The organism is Mucilaginibacter sp. A5337, assembly GCF_059690695.1.
In genome coordinates this window covers 273,358-294,393 of sequence record NZ_JCAWEC010000005.1, presented here as the reverse complement: position 1 = coordinate 294,393, position 21,036 = coordinate 273,358, and the positions used below count along the sequence as shown (strand labels likewise).

The following is a 21,036-nucleotide window of genomic DNA, read 5'->3' as shown; positions in this document are numbered from 1 at the left end:
GCCGCCCGAATAAGGCGGCTTTCTTGTTTTATGCTACCGGGTGCTTTTCCAGCTCCGGTGTATATTTGCCATCGCGGGCTATGGTATTGATATGTGCACGCTCATATAATAACCTTTGCGCCTCTTCAATATTTTCATCCTTCCCTGCCCATTTTTCCAACGCGGGTTGCTGTACAGCTCTTGAATACGAGAATGTTAAAGCCCAGGGCATTTTATCTTTGAAACGTACATGCATAGCGTTTAAACGCTCAGATGCCAGTTCGGGAGATTGCCCGCCCGAAAGGAACGCGATGCCGGGTACAGAGGCTGGTACACAGCGTAAAAAACAGTTGATGGTAGTGTCGGCCACCACATCTGCGCTATCCTGCTGTGGGGCTTTAATACCGGGCACAATCATATTGGGCTTCAGTATCATTCCTTCAAAATTCACCCTTTGCTGGTACAACTGGTTAAATACCGTATGCAAAACCTCATTGGTTACATCGGCACAGGTTTGAAGTGAATGATCACCGTCCATCAAAACTTCAGGCTCTACAATGGGCACAATACCTGCCTCCTGGCAAATGATCGCGTAACGGGCCAGCAAAAATGCATTGGCTTTGATACTACCGCTTGTAGGCGTGTTTTCACCTATGGTAATCACTGCACGCCATTTGGCGAAGCGGGCACCCAATTTATAATATTCGGCCAGGCGTTCAGGCAAACCGTCCAATCCTTCAGTTATTTTTTCGCCGGGGAACCCATCCATGTCCCTTGCGCTTTCATCTACCTTAATACCCGGAATAATTCCTTTTTCCTTCAGGATATCAACAAACAGTTTACCATCTGCAGTACTTTGCCTTATCGTTTCATCAAACAAAATGGCCCCGCTTATAGCTTCCTCCAGTCTCGGCGTGTTCACGATCAGGTCGCGGTATTTACGGCGATATTCTTCCGTTTGCGGAATATTGAGCGCTTTAAATCGTTTGTTGCAGGTGGCGGTACTTTCGTCCATGGCTAAAAGGCCTTTATTCCCGGCCATCAGCTGTTTTGCGATATCTTTCAGGCTTTGCAGTTCCATAAGTAATTTGCTTGATTATTGGTGGATAAACACAAGTTAATTCATACTTGTTTTAAGCAGTGCAGGGAATATTGCAGGTTTACGTATAGATGACTTTAACTGGTGAATTGATGTAACAAAACTTCGAAATACCGGTAAAAAAGCCGATCTCGGGTATCCCGTAAAATAATTCATTGTCGTTGACTTTAGTCAACGGGATAGTGCTTAAAAGCAAAGGGCTTTAGCCCAAATGCATGCGGCATTTGGGCTAAAGCCCTTTATTTAGTTTCTTTAACCGTCGACTAAAGTCGACGGCAATGACATAATTTCCCCTTCAGTTAGCCGATATTATCAGGCTACAACCCAAACCCCTCCGGCACAAAATCAAGCGATACAGAGTTCATACAAAACCTTTTATAGGTTGGCGGTGGACCGTCATCAAATATATGTCCCAGGTGCGAATCACAACGGGCACAAAGTACCTCGGTGCGCTGCATACCATATGAATTATCTTCTTTGTAGATCACGCTGTTTTTGCGTACCGGCTCATAAAAACTTGGCCAGCCGCAATCACTTGCAAATTTGGCATCCGAGCGGAAAAGCTTGTTACCGCATACCGCGCAATAATAGGTTCCCTTGGTATCCTTATTCCAGTATTTGCCGGTAAATGCCCGTTCTGTTTCCTGCTCCCTTGCTGTGGCGTATAAAGCAGGCGGCAGGATCTTCTTCCATTCAGCATTTGACACGTTTAAATGTTTGGTGTCAGTGTTAGAATAATATGGATTGTTCTCGTGCCCTTTTATTGTTTTGGGCTGCTGTGCAAATACTCCTGTAGCGTAACAGAACAAGGCTGCTATAATATATACCGCTTTCATTATTGCTTCAGTTTATCTTTAAACACCTTTTTAAATTTTTCCAACTCGGGCTGGATCACATATTTACAGTAAGGCTGGCTGCCGTTCTGGTTAAAATAGTTCTGGTGATAGTCTTCAGCCTTGTAAAAAGCTTTGTATGGCACCACTTGCGTTACTATTGGATCTTTATAAGCTTTTTCGGCGTTCAGTTTAGTGATGTAATATTGGGCCTTTTGCTTTTGCAGGGCATTATGATAAAATATAGCAGAGCGGTATTGTGTACCCACATCATTTCCCTGCCTGTTTAGTTGTGTTGGGTCATGGGCTACAAAAAACGCGGCGAGCAGTTCATCATAAGTGATCTTTGAGGGATCGTAGATAATATTACAAGCTTCGGCATGGCCGGTTGTACCGGTGCAAACCAGCTCATAAGATGGATTGGCCACATGCCCGCCGGAAAATCCGGAGATCACTTTTTCAACCCCTTTCAATTGCTGAAACTTGGCTTCGGTACACCAAAAGCAGCCTGTGGCAAAAGTGGCCGTATCCAAACCTTTTTTAGGAACCGACGCAAAAACAGAGAAACATGCCGTTAATAACACGGCTACTGAACAAATTACTTTTTTCATGTATATCAAATAGGTTTTAATACGATGCGTATCTACAGCAACTAACGTAAAAAACATTGGTAGCGTTGAACAAAGTTACCACTTTAACACTTTGTGATAGTTGTTTGACAAACTCGTTACATTGCCCGCCATGCTTATGTTAACTTTAAACCATGGAAAACCTTAAACTTTTTATGCTGATGCTGGGCTGTAAACCACCGGGAAGGCACGTAGAACAACATGACGTATTCTTTGGAATAGCGCGCCATCGCTTGGTGATTTAGTACCTGAGATCCAGGCCTTTTGGCCAGAGCCCGAAAAAATCCATATCGATGCCTGGCGGGAAGTAAATGCGGTTGATGGATATGCTGTTAAGATCACCCCGCGTGGTAACAACATCCCTCAGGATAATAAATTGTTTTTCATCAACCTTGGCGGATATCAACCCAATAAGTTTGAAGAGCGGCACTACATTGTGCTCACCGTTCAGAACGATTTTGCATCGGCCACAAAAAACGCCAAAGAAACATTTTTCTTTAAGCATAATCATTTTAACGGGGCTAACTCGCACATTGATGATAAATACGGCGTTGACGTTGACGATATTTATAAAGTAGAGGATATTTTAAATCCAGTTCAAAAAGAAAAATACCAGATCGAGCTTATTCCAAATGCCGATCTTCCGGAAGATAAGATCACCCTTGGCTATTTTAAGTTGAGCAATTTGTAATAGTGACCTCATAAAAAAGCCTGAGCATTTGAATATCATTGCCAACCGGGATATTTAAGGATTCCTTCTCTGTTGAAAACTGGGAAGAACATCATTTTGGTGATCAACGGGTGCACAGGGCTACTTATAACTATATCTTTTGGAAATATCAAGGCTGATGTTTGTGCCTACATGATCCCTAATTTTCACCGGAAAAAGTTTTGTGATTGCATCCTGCATTCACCGAGGAAAGAATAACGGAATTTTAAAACATTTTGCTTTTTTGGTAATTTTATTATTATCAATTAACCAATTAAAAATTTCCGTTATGAAACATGCATTCATTTTTGGGACTACCATTTTTTTAAGTGAAAGAAACACGCTCACTTACAGCGATGGGCTTAGTAATATTGAGTTTTTGAGGATCCTGTCATTTTATGACAACCAAAAAGGCAAGTTGCTTACCATTGATGCCAACATTAACGCGCCAAACGGCGAAGTCATCAGGATAAGCGCTAACAACAACGAAAACAATGCTAACGTGCAGCTTAATGTAACCAGCGGCCGCATCAAAGTATTTCAACCCGGCCATGCCGAGCCGGTGCTGGATGTTTACCAGTTCGACCCGCATGAATATCATGGACTTTCAAGCCATGTGCTGAATGAAATTCACGCGCAGCACCCTGATCATGTGGTCACCATTAAAGGGAATTTCTTTGTTGGCGGGGCACATTTCCTCATCGAAAATGAAAAGATGTTTATCGACAGTAATGGTTATGCAAATGGCGTAGAAAATGCGCACAATGGTATTATCCTGTCGGCGGCTGTGGCTTAGTAAAAAGTTATAAGTATATTAATAATACGTTATCGGAAAGCAAAATATGTCATTGCGAGGAGGTACGACGAAGCAATCGCACGGAAGCACAGCCGCTCTGTAGAGCATGCGGTTGCCACGCTTCGCTCGCAATGACATATTTTATACTTGCTATCTTGATCTTATTCAAACACACTCTTCGCCTTTTTAATCGTTTTCTCCAGGTCGATACCTTTTGCCAGTACACCTTTAAAAAGATCGCCGGTTTCCTTAAGGCGGTCTATCGAATTGAAAATGGTAAAATCTTTCATGGTAAGTCCAGGTTTAACCTCGTCCCAATGTAAGGGCATAGAAACAGTAGCGCCCGGTTTAGGCCGCAATGAATACGGACCGGCAATGGTAGCCCCCGGGCGGTTCTGCAGAAAATCGAGGTACATTTTACCTTTCCGGTTTGCTACCATGCGTTCCAGACTGGTATAACCCGGAATTTGTTTATGCACAATATCTACAACAAGCCGTGCGAATAGCTGCGACTGATCATAATCATACTTAGCACCCAGCGGGATATAAATATGCATCCCTGTTGAGCCCGACGTTTTGCAGCATGACGGTACATCCACTACGTCCAATACTTTTTTCACCTCCAAAGCGGCTTCAATAACCTGGTCGAAGGTATTTTTATCAGGATCGAGGTCTATCACGCAATAATCCGGGTTATCCGGCGATTTCACCCGGCTAAACCAGGGGTTCATTTCAATGCATCCTAATGAGGCCATCCAAAGTAAATATGATTCATCAGAGCCTACCAAATATTCCTTATGCTCCCCTTCCCCATTGGTATACGGAAAAGTTTTGGTGACCCAGTCCGGGGCTTTGCCTTTCACATCCTTTTGATAAAAGGATGGGCCATGTATCCCATTAGGAAACCTGTTGAGCGACATTGGCCTGTCTTTTAAGTATGGTAAAATATAATCTGCAACCTGGTAATAATAGTTGAACATATCCCGCTTGGTTACACCATCTTCGGGCCAGTAAATTTTACTCAGGTGGGTAAACTTGAGTTCATGTCCGCAAATTTCACGCACCTGGGTTTCATCTTTAGGGTTAAGCAGGGTTTTACGACCGGTATCTTTCACGGGTTTAATGGCTTTGGCATGTTTATCAATATCTGCACTTTCGGCTTCTGCTACCGTTTCATCAGTATGTTTAGGAGTTTCCAAGACTACATCTTTTGCTTTCTTATCAGTACGCATCCCTTTAAAAGAAGCTTGCCGGAACACGCCGTCCCCCGTTACTTCTGCAAAGGCAACTTCACAAACCAGTTCGGGTTTAAGCCAGGTTGGCTTTGCGCCCAAACGCTGCGGCCTGAACCGCGATGGCTTATCCACATCCGGCTCCACCTCAAACGGGCTTTTATTTATGATAATGGGCTTAAACTGCTCCATCATTTCTTTTTGCAGTTTATCAGAAAAACCGGTGCCCACTTTGCCGGCGTACTGTAGCTCGCCTTTATCATCATATAAAGCAACCACCAAAGCACTAAACGATTTGGAAGTACCTGCGTTTTTGGTAAACCCCGCAATGATCACTTCCTGCCTGCGGTGCACCTTTATTTTAAGCCACTCCTTTGAGCGGAGATCAGAAGTATAAACACTGCTTGCTTTTTTGGCGATGATACCCTCTAAGCCTATGCGTTCAGCAGCATTAAAAAACTCGATGCCGCCGGTATCAAAAACCTTACTTTGCCGGATACGATCGTCATTTGTGGGGAGGATGGATGTCAATATGGCCTGGCGCTGTTTAAGGGGTAAATCCATCAGGTTTTTACCTTCATACCAAAGGATATCGAACACGTAATAAACCAAATTGCCATCAGCCTCGCTTCGCCAGTTTTGCAGGGCTCCAAAGTCGGAGATTCCTTTATCGTTCAATACCAGGATCTCGCCATCAATTACCGCATTGGTCTGCCAGTCTTTCAATAATTTATTGATCGGATAATATTTGTCGAAAGGCAGATTATTACGGGAGATAAGCTCCGCTCCCTTTTTGTCGATCACTGCAATAGCCCTGTAACCATCCCATTTAACCTCGTAAAGCCAGTCGGGATCATCAAAAGGCTCATCAACCAAAGTAGCCTTCATCGGCTTTATATTGGTTGGTGCTTTTGATTTGGGAACTTTTTTTAGTAAAGCTTCAACATCAAATTCCTCCGCTTCATTGGTATCAACTTTGCTCTCCAGTTCTTCTACCGGTTTGTTCAGGACTTTTTCTTTACTTTCCTTTTTAGGTTTTTCTAAATCTTCTTCATGTCCGTGCCGCCAAACCTTTTCGCTGGCTTTCTCCATACTTTCGATGCTTTTGCCTGATAGAATGGATTTATCCTTTTTGGTAACATCCTTAACTGAAGCAAACTTATCGTTATGCTTAATCAGCAACCAGCCATTTTCGCCCATGCCATGGGTTTTAACCAGTGCAAATTCGCCTTCCAGCTTTTCTCCGTGAAGTTTGATCTTTACCGAACCGGCTTCGAGTTGTTTAAGCAGGTATTTTTCCTGGGCTTTTTTCCCTTTGATCTCTTCAATTGGCTCATAGGTACCTTCGTCCCAAACAATAACAGTACCACCACCATATTCGCCTTTGGGGATAATGCCTTCAAAATTCCGATAGTCAAAAGGGTGATCTTCAACCATCATGGCGAGGCGCTTTACTTTAGGATCGGTTGAAGGCCCTTTGGGAATAGCCCAGCTTTTAAGCACACCATCCATCTCCAGCCTGAAATCATAATGTAAACGCGAAGCATCATGCTTCTGAATCACGAACATCAAGTGATCCTTATCCTTGCTTCTGCCCGCTTTAGGCTCTTTGGTTTTGCTGAAATCGCGTTTCTCTACATACTTTTCCAGGCTCATATTGGTGATTTTTTATTTGCTGTTTAAATATTTGGCTACTGCTGCCGCCGAATTTCCAACGGCACGCACCGCTGTTTTTAATCGCTCAGGGCGAACACCAAATTTGTTTGCCCAATATTCAACTTCATAATTTTCGCTGGTATTAATGAGGCTGTTGTCGGGCCATCCTGCTTTACTCCTGTTGTCCATGATTAGTTTTATAACTGAATAAAATATTAACAGATACTCCCTGACAAAGGTTTGAGTATTAATTAATAAATTGTTATAATAAAATTTATCGGTATTGCACCTAATCCCAACCGTCGCTTTGTTCGGTATAATTTGGCATGATCATATAAACGAGCACTGCAAGGCAAACAAGCAACACAAAACGGGTTATCCAGAATATGCACATTTCCATAGTTGTTTCTTTACATGTTTTTAATTTGGGTTTGTTATAAGGGCGTATGCACAGAACATGCCATCAATTCAACTATTTGATTATAAGCAGTTTAAAATCAAATCATCAAATCAAAACTCACTATATTTCGGGTATTTACGCTTATACTAACGATTATTGGTAGCAAAAAACCAATCCTGTTATAAGGGACATAATGAATTTTTCCATCACAGCCAAGGCAACACCAAACAACAAAGCCTGAAAATCGGGTGTCAATTTTCAGGCTTTTAGATAAATAAGATAAAGATATGTTACTCCCTTCGCTGTTGATACTATTACAGAGGGATTCAATAATTATTATGCCCTGATCAATTTACGAGTGGCGGCGTACATAAAGCTTCAACAACAAGTAGTCCTTTGTCACCATCCATTGTTTCGATGGTATGGATATACTTATATGTTTGGGTTAACTGGTCAAAAGCTTCATCAATAACATTGATGTTGAGGTCGGTAATCGAAAAATCCTCGCAGTTTTGAACACAACGTAACCTTTGATTGTTTATTTGCGAAAAATCATTGATATAACCTTTGCCATGCAGATCTATAACCCATTTGGTTAAAGTTCGATTAAGCTTTTTGCAGGTTTTTACATTTTTCATAGCGCTGATTTTTAATTGATTACCCCTGTTTCCTGGCATAGTTCATCAAAAGTTATGAACTAATATTCCGGCAAATGTTGTTCATTTTATCCGTTTTTGGCCAACAATCGAACCAAACACACAACACACTAACAAACAGAAAGTTAAGTAAATTTAATTAAAATTCAATAGCTATATTTCGCAAAAAAACCAAACACATAACGATATATAGCCAAAACACAATCAACTATATATCAAGCACATAACACTGTTATACAACAAAACCAGATAGCAACAGCTTGAGAACTGATGATACCCGGTTTGGTTATAGAAGATAAAATTATTCTGATTAAGCTTTTACGTTACTTCTGCCGGCCTTATGCCCTATGGTTGAATAATATAAAATGAATAGGTAAATAGGGATAAGCATGATATACGCTGACTGCGCCGAAAACTTCTCTGAAAAATAGCCGTACAGCGGAGGTAAAACTGCACCACCGGCAATACCCATAACTAACAATGATGATGCTATTTTGGTAAACCTGCCCAAACCAGCTAATGCAAGCGGCCATATTGCCGGCCACATTAACGAGTTGGCTAAACCAAGCAATGCAATACAGAATACCGATGCATAACCATGGGTAAGCAAGGTTGCCAGTGTTAAAAGGATACCCAAAATTGCCGAGGCTACCAATGCCTTTTGTTGTGTTATCAGTTTCGGGATACAAAAAACACCAACAAGATAACCTACTATCATCGAGATCAAAGTACACGATGTAAAAAATTTGGCTGTTGACAACGGAATATGCTGCGAAGTACCATAAAGCGAAATTGAATCGCCTGCAATAACCTCAGCCCCTACATAAACAAACAAGGTTGCCACGCCAAGCATCAGATGCGGGAATTGTACAATACTTGTTTTATTAGTGTTTGCCGCAGCTACGGTTTCGTCTTCATGCTCGGTGTTAATCTCCGGCAGTGATGAAAAATAAATAAGGATAGCCAGTAAAATTAAAACAACTACCATAATACCGTAAGGCAATATTACCCTTGACGCCAGCTGGTTAAGTTCCAGCGCTTTTTCACCGGCACTTAAAGTTTTAAGCTTTTCAGTTATTGAATCAATATTGGCAAGTACGACAGTACCCAGGATAACCGGGGCTAAAGCACCGGCAATTTTGTTACAGATCCCCATGATGCTGATCCGCCTCGCGGCAGTTTCGGCAGGGCCTAAAATGGTGATATATGGGTTCGATGCTGTTTGCAGTACCGTTAAACCTGTACCCTGAACAAACAAACCAATCAAAAATATGCCGTAAGTACGGGTCATCGCGGCGGGTATAAATATCAATGCCCCAATTGCCATTACAAACAGACCTATGGCCATACCGTTTTTAAAACCAAATTTTTTGATGGTTTTGCCCGCGGGGATCCCCATTACAACGTAAGCAATATAAAAAGCGGTGGTTACAAAATAAGCTTCCTTGGTACTAAGTTCACAGGCTATTTTTAAATAAGGAATGAGTGTACCATTCATCCAGGTTACAAAACCAAAAATGAAGAATAAAGCACCGATAATTACAATCGGGTTTATCGCTGATTTTTTTACCGGCGATTCGATTACTGTTGCTGTTTGGGCCATATTAGTTTGTTTTGATTAGAGATATTTTAATTTAATTGAACTTTATCGTACCGAAAAACTTAGACAGGTGAAAATCGGGTACGGGGCTATCGATATTATTCCAGCTTATAAAATGCGGTTCGGGCAATTCATCGCCGCATTTAAAAAAGTTTGCCTTGCTTGTAATTCCTTCCAATGTTTTAATATCATGATAAATAAAAACGGAAAAAGGGACCAATAAGGTTAACTCCCATGCGTTAAGCCCTGTTGCATCCTGCGCCCAATTGATATTGCTTAGTGACTTTATGTCCCTCACTTTATCATCAGGTATACCCAGCCTTCCGTTACGGTCTTTACCGAAGCCAACCAACGCTGTTCCGAGGGCATTAAACTCCATATTATAGTAATTCCCATCATCACCCAAACCTAAAAAAAACTCTACGCAGCTATCTTTATAAACAGGATCGTTTACGGCTGTATAAGTTGCCCGGGTATGCTGTTCCTTTACAAAATATTTTAGCGCTATACTGTTATTAACATGGGCTATTGAAAAACTAACCGACGGAAAATAGCCGGCATCCGTCCATAAAAGATTATCGATACCGTGCTTTTGCTCCCGGCTGAGTAAAGCGGACAACTCGTCGAGGTTATTTTCATTGTAATTACCCGGAATAAACGGGACGCAAACTTCCTTCACAGCTATTTTATAAATATTTCAGTTTCAATTTACCAAAAACTCACCTTTAGCCAAAAGCTAACACCGAATTAACAGGTAAACGTTAATTATTTTACCAAAATAAACAAAAAGTTTATAAATTATTTAAAAATCTATTTTTACTTATTAAAAAAATATAAAAACTTTTTAATCCTTGCGCTTGCCTGCGAAGCGCCCTGCAATTTCTCTTTCAATTCTGCTTAATAATTAGCTACCTTGTACTAACCAATTTGTTATGAAAAGAAAAACTTTCATTCAACTAAGTACTACCTTAATGGCATCTCCCCTATTATCATCTCTTGAATCATTCGCGCAACAACCTCGCCTGCAAAACTGGTCGGGTAATTTAACTTACAGCACGGACAATGTATTTTACCCAAAATCGGTTGAAGAAGTACAGCAGCTTATTAAAAAACACGATAAAATAAAGGCACTGGGTACACGACATTGCTTCAATAACATTGCCGATAGTAAAGACAACCTGCTCTCAACCCGCGATCTTAACAAAGTGGTATCTATCGACAGGCAAAACCACACCGTTACTGTAGAAGGCGGCATAAAATATGGAGAACTTGCACCTTATCTTCATAAAGAAGGCTTCGCCCTGCATAACCTTGCGTCGCTGCCGCATATATCAGTAGCAGGGTCAATTACTACTGCAACACATGGCTCGGGCGTAAAAAACGGCAATCTTTCTAGTGCAGTGGTGGGCCTGGAGATTGTTAAGGCCGATGGCAGTATTGTTCATCTTTCAAAAAACAAAGATGCAGCTAAGTTAAACGCAGCCGCGGTGGGGCTCGGAGCATTGGGTATAATTACCAAAGTTACATTGCAAATACAGCCGACTTACATGATGAAACAACATGTTTTTACCGGCCTGCCCATGAGTGAGCTAAAGCAGCATTTTGAAAAAATTGTTTCGGCAGGATATAGCGTAAGCTTGTTTACCGACTGGCAAAGCGACCATATTAACGAGGTTTGGATAAAAAGCCGGATAGGTACAGATAAAGACGAAAACCTGAAAGAATTTTACGGGGCAAAAGCAGCTACAAAAAACCTGCACCCGATTATAGGGCTCTCTGCCGAAAACTGTACCGAGCAAATGGGGGTTCCGGGACCATGGTATGAACGCCTACCACATTTTAAAATGGGCTTTACCCCAAGCAGCGGAAAAGAGCTGCAATCAGAGTTTTTTATTCCGTTTAACCATGCAGTTGAAGCTATTGAAGCGGTAGCCAAATTGGGCAAGCAAATAGGCCCTCACCTTTTCATCACCGAGATCCGCACTATTGCCGCCGATGATCTTTGGATGAGCCCTGCCCATAATCAAAAATCAGTGGCTATCCACTTTACCTGGAAACAAGAAACAGAAGCCGTACTGAAATTACTTCCCCAAATTGAACGGGAACTTTCGCCGTTTAAAGCAAGACCGCACTGGGGCAAAATTTTCACTATACCAGCTAAAACATTAGCAGCTCGTTACGAAAAAATGGATGCCTTTAAAGCTGTGGTAGCCGAATATGACCCGCATGGGAAATTCCGGAACCAGTTTTTATCAAACGAACTTTATAATTCCTGAAACTAAAGCTTATGGCTGCTGCCTGCGGGGACGTTTTGCTCTTACCGGGGCCGCAGCTTCCTGCTGTTCAAATCTATTGTTATTTTCGCGCGGAAAGCGGGGTTTGTTGTATCCCTGCGGTTTTACTTTATTAAACCCTGGCTTATTAGGCTTGGTAAATTGCTGTTGCCTTTGTTGTGGCTGATGTTTTTGCTCTGCTATCCTAACGCTTATTTCACGTTCATCAATAGTAGCACCGTTCATAGCGTCAATTGCCCGCTGGGCTCCCGCTTCGTCGGTCATTTCTAAAAAACCATAACCTTTACTTATGCCACTGTCTTTATCGGTAATTATCCGCACGGTGCTTACCGTGCCATAAGCACTGAACAGTTCAACAAGTTCAATTTCTTCCATGTCTCGCGGAAAACCCACGATAAAAAGTTTAACCATACTATACTTTGTAATTGCAACAAGTAACCAGTGAGCAAATATAATGCACAAAAATGGTTTAGCCTATTGCTCAACGGTCAGTTGGGTGCTTATTTATAAAAAAAGCATTCCGTTTTTTTTACGGAACGCCAATTTTACACAAATTGTATACTTAAACTGTACTGAATTGAACCTATTCTGAGCTAATTTCTTCATTTTATCATTTCATCTCATATTCAAACATTTGCTTTTGAACTAATGAACGAAAATTTAGATATTACCAGTAGACAAGACCTCTTTTCAGCACATCTGCGCTCAACAGATCGTTATTATTAACTGGCCGGTCATAGTATTGTATGCAGAATGTCATTTACAACCTGATGGTTTGATTTTATCTTGTCCACGTTCTTAAAATTCGTGAATCGTTGGTCATCAGCCCAAATTTGCCGACAAAATTCCCCACAGTTTCCCAATAACTAACTGATGTTGCTAATTTTATTTTGCCTTGCGGATATAGAGACTGCCAAAAGTAGTTTTCATCAATAATTCGGGGCCACCGCCGGCTATTTTTCCGTAAACCCAATCCTCCATCTTCAGGCTGTACATTCCTTTTTCACCTGTATTTTTGGTAACAACCGGTTTGCGCTGTTCAGTAACTACATCAAAATCGGTAAAAATATCACCCTGGTCTGATTTTAACTTCACATTAGCCTTAAGACTTGCCGGGAACGTAACATCGACTTTGCCGTTAAGTGTTGAAAAGGCCATAGCGGCTTTTGCATCAATGCTTTTAAAGGTAACTTCCACATTGCCATTAACCGTGTTGGCTACAACAGACCCTGAAATATTGTTCAGTTTAATATAACCGTTAACATTCCTGATTTCCAGATCACCGTTTAGATTGGTAGCATTGATATTACCATTATTTACGGTCGACAGCTTTACACTGGTACTATTCATGGGGACTTTAATAGTCAAATTAGTAGTTTTATTGGGGCTGCCATGAATATTTACCTGATTATTATTTTCCTGTGCCTGCACATCTAAATTATTCCCGGCAAATAAACGCTTCATTCCTCCGGGAGCTGCTTCTCTTTCACGATGCTTTCTTTCTTCACCCTGTGCATCAATAATAATATCTTTACCCTCATAGCCGGTCACTGTTATGGAACCATTAACCAAGCTTATATCCAGCTTATAAGGTTTCCCCGGCTCGCTCAAAGGCACAACCAGCTGCCCTTTATCTTCCTGTGCCCAAAGCCTCGCGCTCAGCAGCACAGTTAGCATCAATATTCCTGTAAATCTTATCGTTTTCATGTTTTTATCTTTTATTGTTGTTTTTTGATATAAATATTTCCATTGAGGGTTTCAAACTTAAACAGCTTCCCTCCCGCCCCTATGCGCACGCCATTGTTTTTACTGAGTTTATAAGTAGTGCCTGCACCACTTTTTGATTCGGTTTTACTTACCCGGGTAGGCAATACTTCGGCGTCCGGAAAATCCGTATAAAATTGACCGTTCATGCTTTTAAATTCCAGATCGGCAGCTAAATTGCCCGGATAAGTTACTTCGAGCTTCCCGTTAAGCGTATAGTAACTTGAAGCATCCGGCGGTACCGACAGGTAAGTTACGCTAAGCGGTCCGTTGATGGTATGTGCACTGGTTGTGCCTTTAGCATTGGCTATAGTAATACCACCATTTACGTTATTAACTTTTAAGGCGCCGTAAACATCTTTAACTTCAACATTACCATCGTTTACTGTAGATACGCAGAGGTTCATGCCATAAGGTACTTTTACGGTGTATTCCAGTTTTACGGTATAGTGAACATGCCTGTGCTCCTCGTCCCTGTTCCAATTGCGGCGCGGGCGGCTGTCATAAGGCTCAGCTGTGTAAGCAATTATGCTATCAGCTTTCTGTTCAAACCCCAGTTTAAATTCCTTTTTACCTTGCTCCACATCAGATGCCTCGTTACCCCGGATGGTTTCATCTATCTCGATAGATACCTGGTTGCCTGAATATCCCTGCACGCTTATGGATCCAAAAACATTGTAAATAGCCAGGGTGGTACCTGAAGCCGCTCCCTGCAAAGTGAACTGTTTGCTAACATGTTCCTTAAAATCCTGGGCATGGGCAGAAAGTTGGGCAAGGCAAAGCCCGAGACCTGTTAAAACAGGTATTAGTGATCTTTTCATGATTTGGTTTATTTTTTAAATTAGTTGGGTTATTGTTTGTTTGATCTTGTCGCGTACGCCATGATCAAGGTCTTTTTGTTTTAATAACTCCCTGAATGAACCCACGGATCTTTTTTCCTGCAGTTTAAGCATCACATCGGCAATAGCCAGTTGCATCAGCGGCGAATCCTGCTCAACTATTGATTTGATGAGGCCTTCCCTTACCTCCGCGTGACCGGCAAGATGGGTTAATGCATCAAGTGTGCTCAGGCGTACATTTACATTAGGGTCGTTATTCAGCGTAGCTAATAAAGCATCGATCACCTGCTTATCGGCATGTTTGATCTCGCTGGTATAGCTTACCCCCCTGATTCGTTCAGATGCCGAAGGGTTTTCAAGCAGGGCCAGCATCATAGTTTGTTTAAGCTCGTGTACCTGCGAGCTTAGGGCTTTTAATTGTTTATCCTGATCATCGCTTTTGCTTTTTCCGAAAAACAGGTAACCAGCTCCAACTAAAAGCACAACCATTGCCAGGTTATAGGCCATTGGCCAGCGTGGCTGCCATTCCCAGATGCGGCTTACCTGGTATTTGACATCAGCCCATAAGCTCCTTTGCTCCTTTACAGATTCTTTATAAGTATCAAGCATCGCATAAAACTTCACACTCATGTTGGCCGATGGTTCGGGTGTTTCAATTTGCCCCATGTGGCCCCATAGCTGCTGCAAAGCCTGCAACTCATTGCGGCAACTGTCGCAGCCCGATATATGTTGTTCCAGCGCCCCCTTTTCTTCGGCATTTAATTCTTTGTTTATCCAACCGGTAAACAGTTCTTCATATAGCTCACATTTCATCTTATACTGTTTTATCGTTCCATTTTTACATAAATACTTTTAAGCTCCTGCATAGCCCGGTGAATGCGCACTTTTACTGTACCTTCGGTCATGCCCAGTATTTCGGCAATCTCCTGGCATTTTAACTCCTGAAACCGGCTCAGGGCCAAAATCTCCCGCTGACTTTCGCTTAACTTTTCCATGGCCCGGTGCAGCTCGGCCTTGGCTTGCTTTTTTTCAAAAGCTTCGTCGGGTACCAGGCCCCCGGCTATGGTTTCGGCAGCTTCCACACCCTCGTGCTGTACCTGCTGCTTGTTTTTGCGCCAATGATCTTTTAAAACGTTGCGTGCGATGGAGTACATCCAGTGTATATATTCGCCGGTACCGGTAAAGGTGTGCCGGTATTTAAGCATTTTATAAAACACTTGCTGCACCATGTCTTCGCTCAGTTCGCGCTGATAGGTCATGTGGAACAGAAAGCCGTACAGCTGCCGATTGTAGCGTTCAAAGAGCATACCCATCCTGTCAAGGTCGCCGGCTTTCACCTTTAGCATAATGGCATTGTCTGTAAGCGTGTTCAATCAGTTTGTAATTATGTAATATACCTTAAGTACTTCGGCGGCATAAAATGGTTACAGAAAATTTTTATTTTTTTTCGGGAGGTGCAATTGCAGATCAAACTTAACAGAAATTTAAACCAAAAAGGCGATTGGTTTGAAGCGTTATTAACTAACTTTATAACAACAATTAAAACCATAAGATCATGACCACCACCGAAGTAGCAGAAAAATTAGTACAGTATTGCCGCGAGGGCCAGCATACCCAGGCTATTGATGAACTTTATGCAGATAATATTGTGAGCCGTGAGCCAAAGGGTTCGCCAATGGAACTTACCGAGGGCAAAGAGGCTGTTAAAGGCAAAACAGAATACTGGTATGCCTCGGTACAGGAAGTACACAGCGGCGAGGTATCTGACCCGATTGTTACCGGTAACTTTTTTGCGGTAACTATGGATATGGATGTTACCTATAAAGAAGGCGGCCGTATGCCGATGAATGAAATAGCGGTTTATGAAGTAAAAGATGGAAAAATTATAGCCGAGCAGTTTTTTTATAACATGGGCTAAGAACACCTAACCAATAATAAGCAACAAAGGCCTTCGCTCTCCGCAAAGGCCTTTTGTTTTTTAATCGGGGTAGTAAAAATTAAAAAGTGGTCATGTTATACATTTCAATTTGCTGACCGGTATTGCTTGAACCGCCATACCAATGATTTGTGCCTACAAAGTAATACCAGTTGTTCCAGTAAGTGCCGCTGTTGTTGGTGAGGGTGAATTTATATGTCCCATCCACATAAAAATCAACCTGGTGCACATTACCTGAACGGGCCTGGCATTTAAAAGTATGGTAACCGTTATCGCCCACAGATATTACCTGGGTAATGTACTGCCCGCCTCCCTGTAAATACCCTTTCAGGGCATTGTCATTCAGGGTTTTCACGAAACCCATTTCATTACCATTCCACTGCGAAACATTATCGCACAGGAAAACTGCCTGCTCACTTGCCGAACTGGAAGCGCTTGTACCACCTTTAAAGCAACCATTAAACTGAAGTCCGGTAGCGTTTTGCCCTGTGCTTTGTTGCGCCGCATCAATATCGGTACTGCAATTACCTACCGGAACACAAATACCATTGGTTCCCGAAATGTTATAGGGTGCACCATTACAGGTTCCCCATAAACTAAAACCGCTTTGAGGAACAGCGGCCCGCGGCGCTGTGGTGTTGCCATTGGTTGCGGCAGGTTTGCCTGCGTCTTTGCTACAGGCCGATACGAGGGTTAAAAGCAGCAGCGAGCTGCCAAACATCAGTTTGCTTAATTGTTTTTTCATAATTTGATTTAATTAATTGGTTTTAATAATTAACTAAAGCTATGCACATCAATAAACTTACAATTACACTGGCATTTCATTTAAGTACACCATAATTTCAAAAAGTGTATATATCCATAAAACAAAAACGGGAGGCTCTTTTGAACCTCCCGTTTCCGGATTGTATTAAAAATTATTTTATTCCATTGAGCGGATGATGCCCAGTTCAAGCCCTCTCAACTCGGCAAGGCCACGCAGCCTTCCGATGGCAGAATAACCGGGGTTGGTTTTCTTTTTAAGATCATCCAGCATCTGGTGACCATGATCGGGGCGCATTGGGATGCTTAATTTACGTTGCTTCATTACCTGTACTAACTCTTTCACCACCGAGTACATATCCACATCACCTTCCAGGTGGTTATCTTCATAAAAATCGCCAAATTCATTGCGGCGGGTGCTGCGCAGGTGGATGAAATTGATCCTGTCACCAAATTGTTTAACCATGGCAGGCAGGTCATTGTCCGGCCTTACACCGTATGATCCTGTACAGAAGCAGAGGCCATTGTTTAACGATGGCACAGCCTCTATCAGGGCGTTAATATGTTCGGCAGTACTTACTACCCTTGGCAGGCCTAAAATAGCATATGGCGGGTCATCGGGGTGGATCACCATTTTAACATTGTTGGCATCTGCAACGGGGATGATCTCGCTCAGAAAATAAATAAGGTTTTCCCTTAACCGCTTGGCATCGATACCATCATAAGCAGCCAAAGCTTCCCTGAATTTATCCAGCGTGAAACTTTCCTCACTGCCTGGCAAACCTGCTATAATATTACGCTGCAGTAATTGTTTATCATCTTCCGTCATGCCGTCAAAGCGGGCTTTGGCGCAGTCAAGTTCATCGCTGGTGTACTCCCATTCGGCACCTGGCCTTTGCAGCATGAATACATCAAAAGCAATAAAGGCGGCTTTTTCAAAGCGGAGCGCTTTGGAGCCATCTCCAACGGTAAAGCTCAAATCGGTACGGGTCCAGTCAAGTACCGGCATAAAGTTATAGGTAACGATATGGATACCACAGGTTGCCAAGTTTTGCAGGTTTTGCTTGTAGTTTTCAATATATTGCTGATAATCGCCGGTTTGGGTTTTGATGGCCTCATGTACAGGTACACTTTCAACCACATCCCAGGTAAGGCCGGCCGCTTCGATAATCGCTTTGCGCTCGTTGATAGCCTCAACGGTCCATATCTGGCCATTGGGGATTTGGTGCAGGGCGCTTACTACACCTGTACACCCTGCCTGCCTGATATCGGCTAAACTCACAGGATCATTGGGGCCATACCAGCGCATGGTGTTGATCATGCTGAAAGTATTGCTTGTATTGGTATCACTCATTTTTATATCGTAGGTTTAATATGCAAAAACAGGAGTGTTCAATTTTAAAAGTGTGAACAGCTCAAAAAAAACTCAGCATTGACAGTCAGCAACTTAAGCGTTCAATAAATCACAACAAAACAACCAACAAGCTGATAAACAGCGGTTTAATATTTACCGGTATATTTAATTGAACACTTGTTTTTTAAAAGTTGAACACTGACAAAACAATGTCAGTAAAACATGTCAGGCTGCAATTTATCGCGCTCCAATAATCGTTATATTTTTTTAATCGCCTAACAGTTAATTGCAAATTATTTTGTGCTACGAATGCATAAGGGAATTTCTTCTCATTCGGTGGGTTTTGAAAAGTGAATTAAAAAGGCAAAGACTTACGAAGTTTTAAAAACTTCGTAAGTCTGGGTTCTGCAACATGTCAAGAGCAGAAACGAAGCAACTTCTTCACCCTGTATAGTAGTTCTGCATGTTGAAGAAGATTCTTCGCTATCACTCAGGATGACAAATTAAAAATGGGTGTCATGGGTAGCCTGTCGAAGCATGGTGGGCAAGGCCTCTGCGCGCGCCCCTTCGACAAGCTCAGGGCGACACCCACCCTTTTTGTTTATGCCCAATCAAAATCAACCACCCTGCCGTTCAGTTTCCATTTGGTGGGTGTTAATGTTTCCATCCAATCCAATGGCTGGCCCAGCGGTTGTACTTTTGCCGCCTGTGCAAAGGCTGTTTTAACAGCTTTCCTTTGCTCTTCGCCCATAGCTTCCGGCTGGCCTGAGATAAACAGCGGCGCACCGCTCTCAGCTAATAATTGCAGCCACTGCTTGTTCCTTTTCCATTCAATATCTTTAGTAAGGCCTACGCAATCACCGTCTACCGCATAAAACGCATTGTGCTGTGGCAAGCGGAAAGCCAATGTGTTAACACCCATTTTACGGGTGCGCTCCCATTCATGACCACTGGTATCGTCACCTATACGGCACATCTCAAATACCCCGGCCGAAAGATGGCTCATCGTATTACAACCGATCACATAAATGCCATCGCCTGCTGCTTCGCGAATGGAGCGGTATAGGTGCAGGATAATCTCAGCATTAGTCTTGCTTCTGTCGTTAAAATGCCAGTTTGGCGCGGTGAAACTATTCTTCATATCAAAACCCCAGCGACCGGCAATATCATAGGTTGTAAAATCGTGTTTCACCATTTCGTACCCCCATTGCTTATACACATCAAAGTTATGCTGGATACGGGCTATGTTTTCAGGAATAGTAGGATCAAGTACCGGATTTTTCGGATCATTCCTGCCCGGAATCTTCGGTGCCAGTAGACTGGCCTTTTCATCATGTTTGGCACAAAGCGGTCGCATCCACAGGCCGGGGCGCATGCCTAATTTCTTGATCTCATCGCCAAGGGCATGCATATCCTTAAACTTATCATTTGGCTTTGAAAAATCATCGTTCCAGCCGCCATCGCCGGGTAACAACGGCGAATAGGTAGCCCAACCTGCGTCAATAACAGAAAAAGGTTTATTGCTGTGATCTGTAACCAGTTCGGCCATCATGGCCGTTGTCTTTTTGATCAGCTCTGCCGAGTTATTACCATAGGCAAAATACCAGTCGTTGATGCCATATACCGGTTGTTTTGGGATGCGTGGCTTTTCGCACATCATTTTACAAAAACGATGCGTTGCGGCAAAAGCATCCTCCCCTGTTTTAGCATTGGTAGTAATTACATCAGCAGCGTGCAGTTGCCTGTCGCCCAGCAGCACGCCTACCCCGCCTGAGGTTGTATCTAAAGTAAGTTCGATATTATCGGCATTAACGCCCCACCAGCAAATACTGTTAGCACCGGTTTTTACACCGAAGCAAACGGTTTGTTTATCATCATGGATAATTACATACCAGGGATTTTTAATACCGGAAGCCATAGTTTTCCATTGCAGGTCACCATACGAGCGTTCCCAATGATCGCCCAGAAATTTAGCAGAAGCAGATGTATTATGTTTCCATTTTAAGCGCACCGCATTTAACTCTTGTTTTGGTGATGAAATATATACGCCAAGCCCGTTGCCATTAGTTTTAAGGCTTGCGCTGATATCTTTATAAGTGTAATGAGATCCGTTTGATGCTGTAAGCTTAACCCAGTCGGTGCCTGATTGTGCCCACACCTCATCGGGAGCATTCATAATTGCAGCTCCGTTTGAGGCCGAGTAAGTGAGCTTGCTGAAAAGCATGGCAGCTGATGTAGCCGCAGAAAGTTTTATAAAATGCCGTCTTTGCATGGTGAATGTGGTTGCAGTAATTATCTGTTAAGGTAACATGTAAATTGATTTACAACGTTACTAAAAGGATTAAGCAAATGCTAATACAATTATGGATTTTTATTGGCTTTGCACAATCATATAAAATCCAATTACTGGACGAAGTTACGCTACGCTAAACTTCGTCCTAAAATGGGTTAAGCTTCCAGCTTAACTCAACAACTCTTGATTGTATGTTACCGACCTG

20 protein-coding genes and 1 pseudogene are annotated in these 21,036 nt (G+C 42.4%); 5 read left to right on the top strand and 16 right to left on the bottom strand.

The window, feature by feature from the left end:
* Positions 1-28: 28 nt before the first annotated feature.
* From AC59JO_RS18530 to msrA, 3 genes are all read right to left on the bottom strand, one after another.
* Positions 29-1,060, bottom strand: coding sequence for a class I fructose-bisphosphate aldolase (locus AC59JO_RS18530; RefSeq protein WP_413667373.1), 1,032 nt, complete (start codon positions 1,058-1,060; stop codon positions 29-31).
* A 335-nt stretch (positions 1,061-1,395) separates the two neighbouring features.
* The gene (msrB, locus tag AC59JO_RS18525; protein WP_497307059.1) at positions 1,396-1,914 is read right to left on the bottom strand and encodes a peptide-methionine (R)-S-oxide reductase MsrB; all 519 of its coding nucleotides are present in this window, start codon (positions 1,912-1,914) and stop codon (positions 1,396-1,398) included.
* Positions 1,914-2,522 (bottom strand): peptide-methionine (S)-S-oxide reductase MsrA, encoded by a 609-nt coding sequence (msrA, locus tag AC59JO_RS18520; protein ID WP_413667371.1) that lies wholly within the window; start codon positions 2,520-2,522, stop codon positions 1,914-1,916. Before msrA ends, msrB begins: the two co-directional genes overlap by 1 nt.
* 226 nt (positions 2,523-2,748) lie before the next feature.
* Between msrA and AC59JO_RS18515 the strand changes: the two are divergent.
* The 3 genes and pseudogenes from AC59JO_RS18515 to AC59JO_RS18505 all read left to right on the top strand — a co-directional run.
* Positions 2,749-2,817: pseudogene (locus tag AC59JO_RS18515) on the top strand (hypothetical protein); the annotation flags it as partial.
* A gap of 99 nt (positions 2,818-2,916) precedes the next feature.
* Positions 2,917-3,231 carry a hypothetical protein gene (locus AC59JO_RS18510; protein WP_497307057.1) on the top strand — a complete coding sequence of 105 codons (315 nt, stop codon included), beginning with the start codon at positions 2,917-2,919 and terminating at the stop codon, positions 3,229-3,231.
* A 307-nt stretch (positions 3,232-3,538) separates the two neighbouring features.
* Positions 3,539-4,045 (top strand): hypothetical protein, encoded by a 507-nt coding sequence (locus AC59JO_RS18505; RefSeq protein WP_497307055.1) that lies wholly within the window; start codon positions 3,539-3,541, stop codon positions 4,043-4,045.
* A gap of 161 nt (positions 4,046-4,206) precedes the next feature.
* Here AC59JO_RS18505 and ligD read toward each other — a convergent pair whose 3' ends face one another.
* From ligD to AC59JO_RS18480, 5 genes are all read right to left on the bottom strand, one after another.
* Positions 4,207-6,933, bottom strand: a complete 2,727-nt coding sequence (gene ligD / locus AC59JO_RS18500) for a DNA ligase D (protein WP_497307053.1) — start codon at positions 6,931-6,933, stop codon at positions 4,207-4,209.
* Positions 6,934-6,945: 12 nt separating this feature from the next.
* Positions 6,946-7,122, bottom strand: coding sequence for a DUF3606 domain-containing protein (locus AC59JO_RS18495; protein ID WP_413667366.1), 177 nt, complete (start codon positions 7,120-7,122; stop codon positions 6,946-6,948).
* A 558-nt stretch (positions 7,123-7,680) separates the two neighbouring features.
* Entirely contained in the window at positions 7,681-7,971 is a 291-nt protein-coding gene (locus AC59JO_RS18490; RefSeq protein WP_091211483.1) for a hypothetical protein, read from the bottom strand.
* A 328-nt stretch (positions 7,972-8,299) separates the two neighbouring features.
* The gene (locus AC59JO_RS18485) at positions 8,300-9,592 is read right to left on the bottom strand and encodes a sugar MFS transporter (protein WP_497307051.1); all 1,293 of its coding nucleotides are present in this window, start codon (positions 9,590-9,592) and stop codon (positions 8,300-8,302) included.
* 31 nt (positions 9,593-9,623) lie between these two features.
* A complete protein-coding gene (locus tag AC59JO_RS18480; protein ID WP_497307049.1) occupies positions 9,624-10,268 on the bottom strand; it encodes a carbohydrate-binding family 9-like protein in 645 nt (214 codons plus the stop codon).
* Between the two features lie 253 nt (positions 10,269-10,521).
* On the opposite strand from AC59JO_RS18480, the gene AC59JO_RS18475 reads away from it, so the two are divergent.
* Complete coding sequence (locus AC59JO_RS18475) at positions 10,522-11,865, top strand: FAD-binding protein (RefSeq protein ID WP_497307047.1); 1,344 nt, start codon at positions 10,522-10,524, stop codon at positions 11,863-11,865.
* Between the two features lie 9 nt (positions 11,866-11,874).
* Here AC59JO_RS18475 and AC59JO_RS18470 read toward each other — a convergent pair whose 3' ends face one another.
* From AC59JO_RS18470 to AC59JO_RS18450, 5 genes are all read right to left on the bottom strand, one after another.
* The gene (locus AC59JO_RS18470; protein ID WP_413667362.1) at positions 11,875-12,294 is read right to left on the bottom strand and encodes an RNA recognition motif domain-containing protein; all 420 of its coding nucleotides are present in this window, start codon (positions 12,292-12,294) and stop codon (positions 11,875-11,877) included.
* Positions 12,295-12,768: 474 nt separating this feature from the next.
* Entirely contained in the window at positions 12,769-13,590 is an 822-nt protein-coding gene (locus AC59JO_RS18465; RefSeq protein ID WP_413667361.1) for a DUF4097 family beta strand repeat-containing protein, read from the bottom strand.
* An 11-nt stretch (positions 13,591-13,601) separates the two neighbouring features.
* Positions 13,602-14,468 carry a DUF4097 family beta strand repeat-containing protein gene (locus AC59JO_RS18460; protein ID WP_413667360.1) on the bottom strand — a complete coding sequence of 289 codons (867 nt, stop codon included), beginning with the start codon at positions 14,466-14,468 and terminating at the stop codon, positions 13,602-13,604.
* A gap of 15 nt (positions 14,469-14,483) precedes the next feature.
* Positions 14,484-15,299: a zf-HC2 domain-containing protein gene (locus AC59JO_RS18455; RefSeq protein ID WP_413667359.1), complete on the bottom strand. Its 816-nt coding sequence runs from the start codon at positions 15,297-15,299 to the stop codon at positions 14,484-14,486.
* Positions 15,300-15,310: 11 nt separating this feature from the next.
* Positions 15,311-15,859, bottom strand: coding sequence for an RNA polymerase sigma factor (locus AC59JO_RS18450; RefSeq protein ID WP_208864721.1), 549 nt, complete (start codon positions 15,857-15,859; stop codon positions 15,311-15,313).
* 182 nt (positions 15,860-16,041) lie between these two features.
* On the opposite strand from AC59JO_RS18450, the gene AC59JO_RS18445 reads away from it, so the two are divergent.
* Complete coding sequence (locus tag AC59JO_RS18445) at positions 16,042-16,404, top strand: SnoaL-like domain-containing protein (RefSeq protein WP_377022052.1); 363 nt, start codon at positions 16,042-16,044, stop codon at positions 16,402-16,404.
* Between the two features lie 79 nt (positions 16,405-16,483).
* Here the strand turns inward: AC59JO_RS18445 and AC59JO_RS18440 are convergent, their stop codons facing one another.
* The 3 genes from AC59JO_RS18440 to AC59JO_RS18430 all read right to left on the bottom strand — a co-directional run bounded on the left by AC59JO_RS18440 (position 16,484) and on the right by AC59JO_RS18430 (position 20,810).
* Complete coding sequence (locus AC59JO_RS18440; RefSeq protein ID WP_413667358.1) at positions 16,484-17,167, bottom strand: hypothetical protein; 684 nt, start codon at positions 17,165-17,167, stop codon at positions 16,484-16,486.
* Between the two features lie 177 nt (positions 17,168-17,344).
* On the bottom strand, positions 17,345-18,538 hold the full coding sequence (gene uxuA / locus AC59JO_RS18435; RefSeq protein ID WP_497307043.1) for a mannonate dehydratase: 1,194 nt from the start codon (positions 18,536-18,538) through the stop codon (positions 17,345-17,347).
* Between the two features lie 601 nt (positions 18,539-19,139).
* Positions 19,140-20,810: an alpha-amylase family protein gene (locus AC59JO_RS18430; protein WP_497307041.1), complete on the bottom strand. Its 1,671-nt coding sequence runs from the start codon at positions 20,808-20,810 to the stop codon at positions 19,140-19,142.
* Positions 20,811-21,036: the final 226 nt, after the last annotated feature.

Bases quoted from the DNA above. Each gene is read 5' to 3' on its own strand.
- AC59JO_RS18530 (WP_413667373.1), bottom strand. From the start codon at position 1,060: ATGGAACTGCAAAGCCTGAAAGATATCGCAAAACAGCTGATGGCCGGG.
- msrB (WP_497307059.1), bottom strand. From the start codon at position 1,914: ATGAAAGCGGTATATATTATAGCAGCCTTGTTCTGTTACGCTACAGGA.
- msrA (WP_413667371.1), bottom strand. From the start codon at position 2,522: ATGAAAAAAGTAATTTGTTCAGTAGCCGTGTTATTAACGGCATGTTTC.
- AC59JO_RS18505 (WP_497307055.1), top strand. From the start codon at position 3,539: ATGAAACATGCATTCATTTTTGGGACTACCATTTTTTTAAGTGAAAGA.
- ligD (WP_497307053.1), bottom strand. From the start codon at position 6,933: ATGAGCCTGGAAAAGTATGTAGAGAAACGCGATTTCAGCAAAACCAAA.
- AC59JO_RS18495 (WP_413667366.1), bottom strand. From the start codon at position 7,122: ATGGACAACAGGAGTAAAGCAGGATGGCCCGACAACAGCCTCATTAAT.
- AC59JO_RS18490 (WP_091211483.1), bottom strand. From the start codon at position 7,971: ATGAAAAATGTAAAAACCTGCAAAAAGCTTAATCGAACTTTAACCAAA.
- AC59JO_RS18485 (WP_497307051.1), bottom strand. From the start codon at position 9,592: ATGGCCCAAACAGCAACAGTAATCGAATCGCCGGTAAAAAAATCAGCG.
- AC59JO_RS18475 (WP_497307047.1), top strand. From the start codon at position 10,522: ATGAAAAGAAAAACTTTCATTCAACTAAGTACTACCTTAATGGCATCT.
- AC59JO_RS18470 (WP_413667362.1), bottom strand. From the start codon at position 12,294: ATGGTTAAACTTTTTATCGTGGGTTTTCCGCGAGACATGGAAGAAATT.
- AC59JO_RS18465 (WP_413667361.1), bottom strand. From the start codon at position 13,590: ATGAAAACGATAAGATTTACAGGAATATTGATGCTAACTGTGCTGCTG.
- AC59JO_RS18460 (WP_413667360.1), bottom strand. From the start codon at position 14,468: ATGAAAAGATCACTAATACCTGTTTTAACAGGTCTCGGGCTTTGCCTT.
- AC59JO_RS18455 (WP_413667359.1), bottom strand. From the start codon at position 15,299: ATGAAATGTGAGCTATATGAAGAACTGTTTACCGGTTGGATAAACAAA.
- AC59JO_RS18445 (WP_377022052.1), top strand. From the start codon at position 16,042: ATGACCACCACCGAAGTAGCAGAAAAATTAGTACAGTATTGCCGCGAG.
- AC59JO_RS18440 (WP_413667358.1), bottom strand. From the start codon at position 17,167: ATGAAAAAACAATTAAGCAAACTGATGTTTGGCAGCTCGCTGCTGCTT.
- uxuA (WP_497307043.1), bottom strand. From the start codon at position 18,538: ATGAGTGATACCAATACAAGCAATACTTTCAGCATGATCAACACCATG.
- AC59JO_RS18430 (WP_497307041.1), bottom strand. From the start codon at position 20,810: ATGCAAAGACGGCATTTTATAAAACTTTCTGCGGCTACATCAGCTGCC.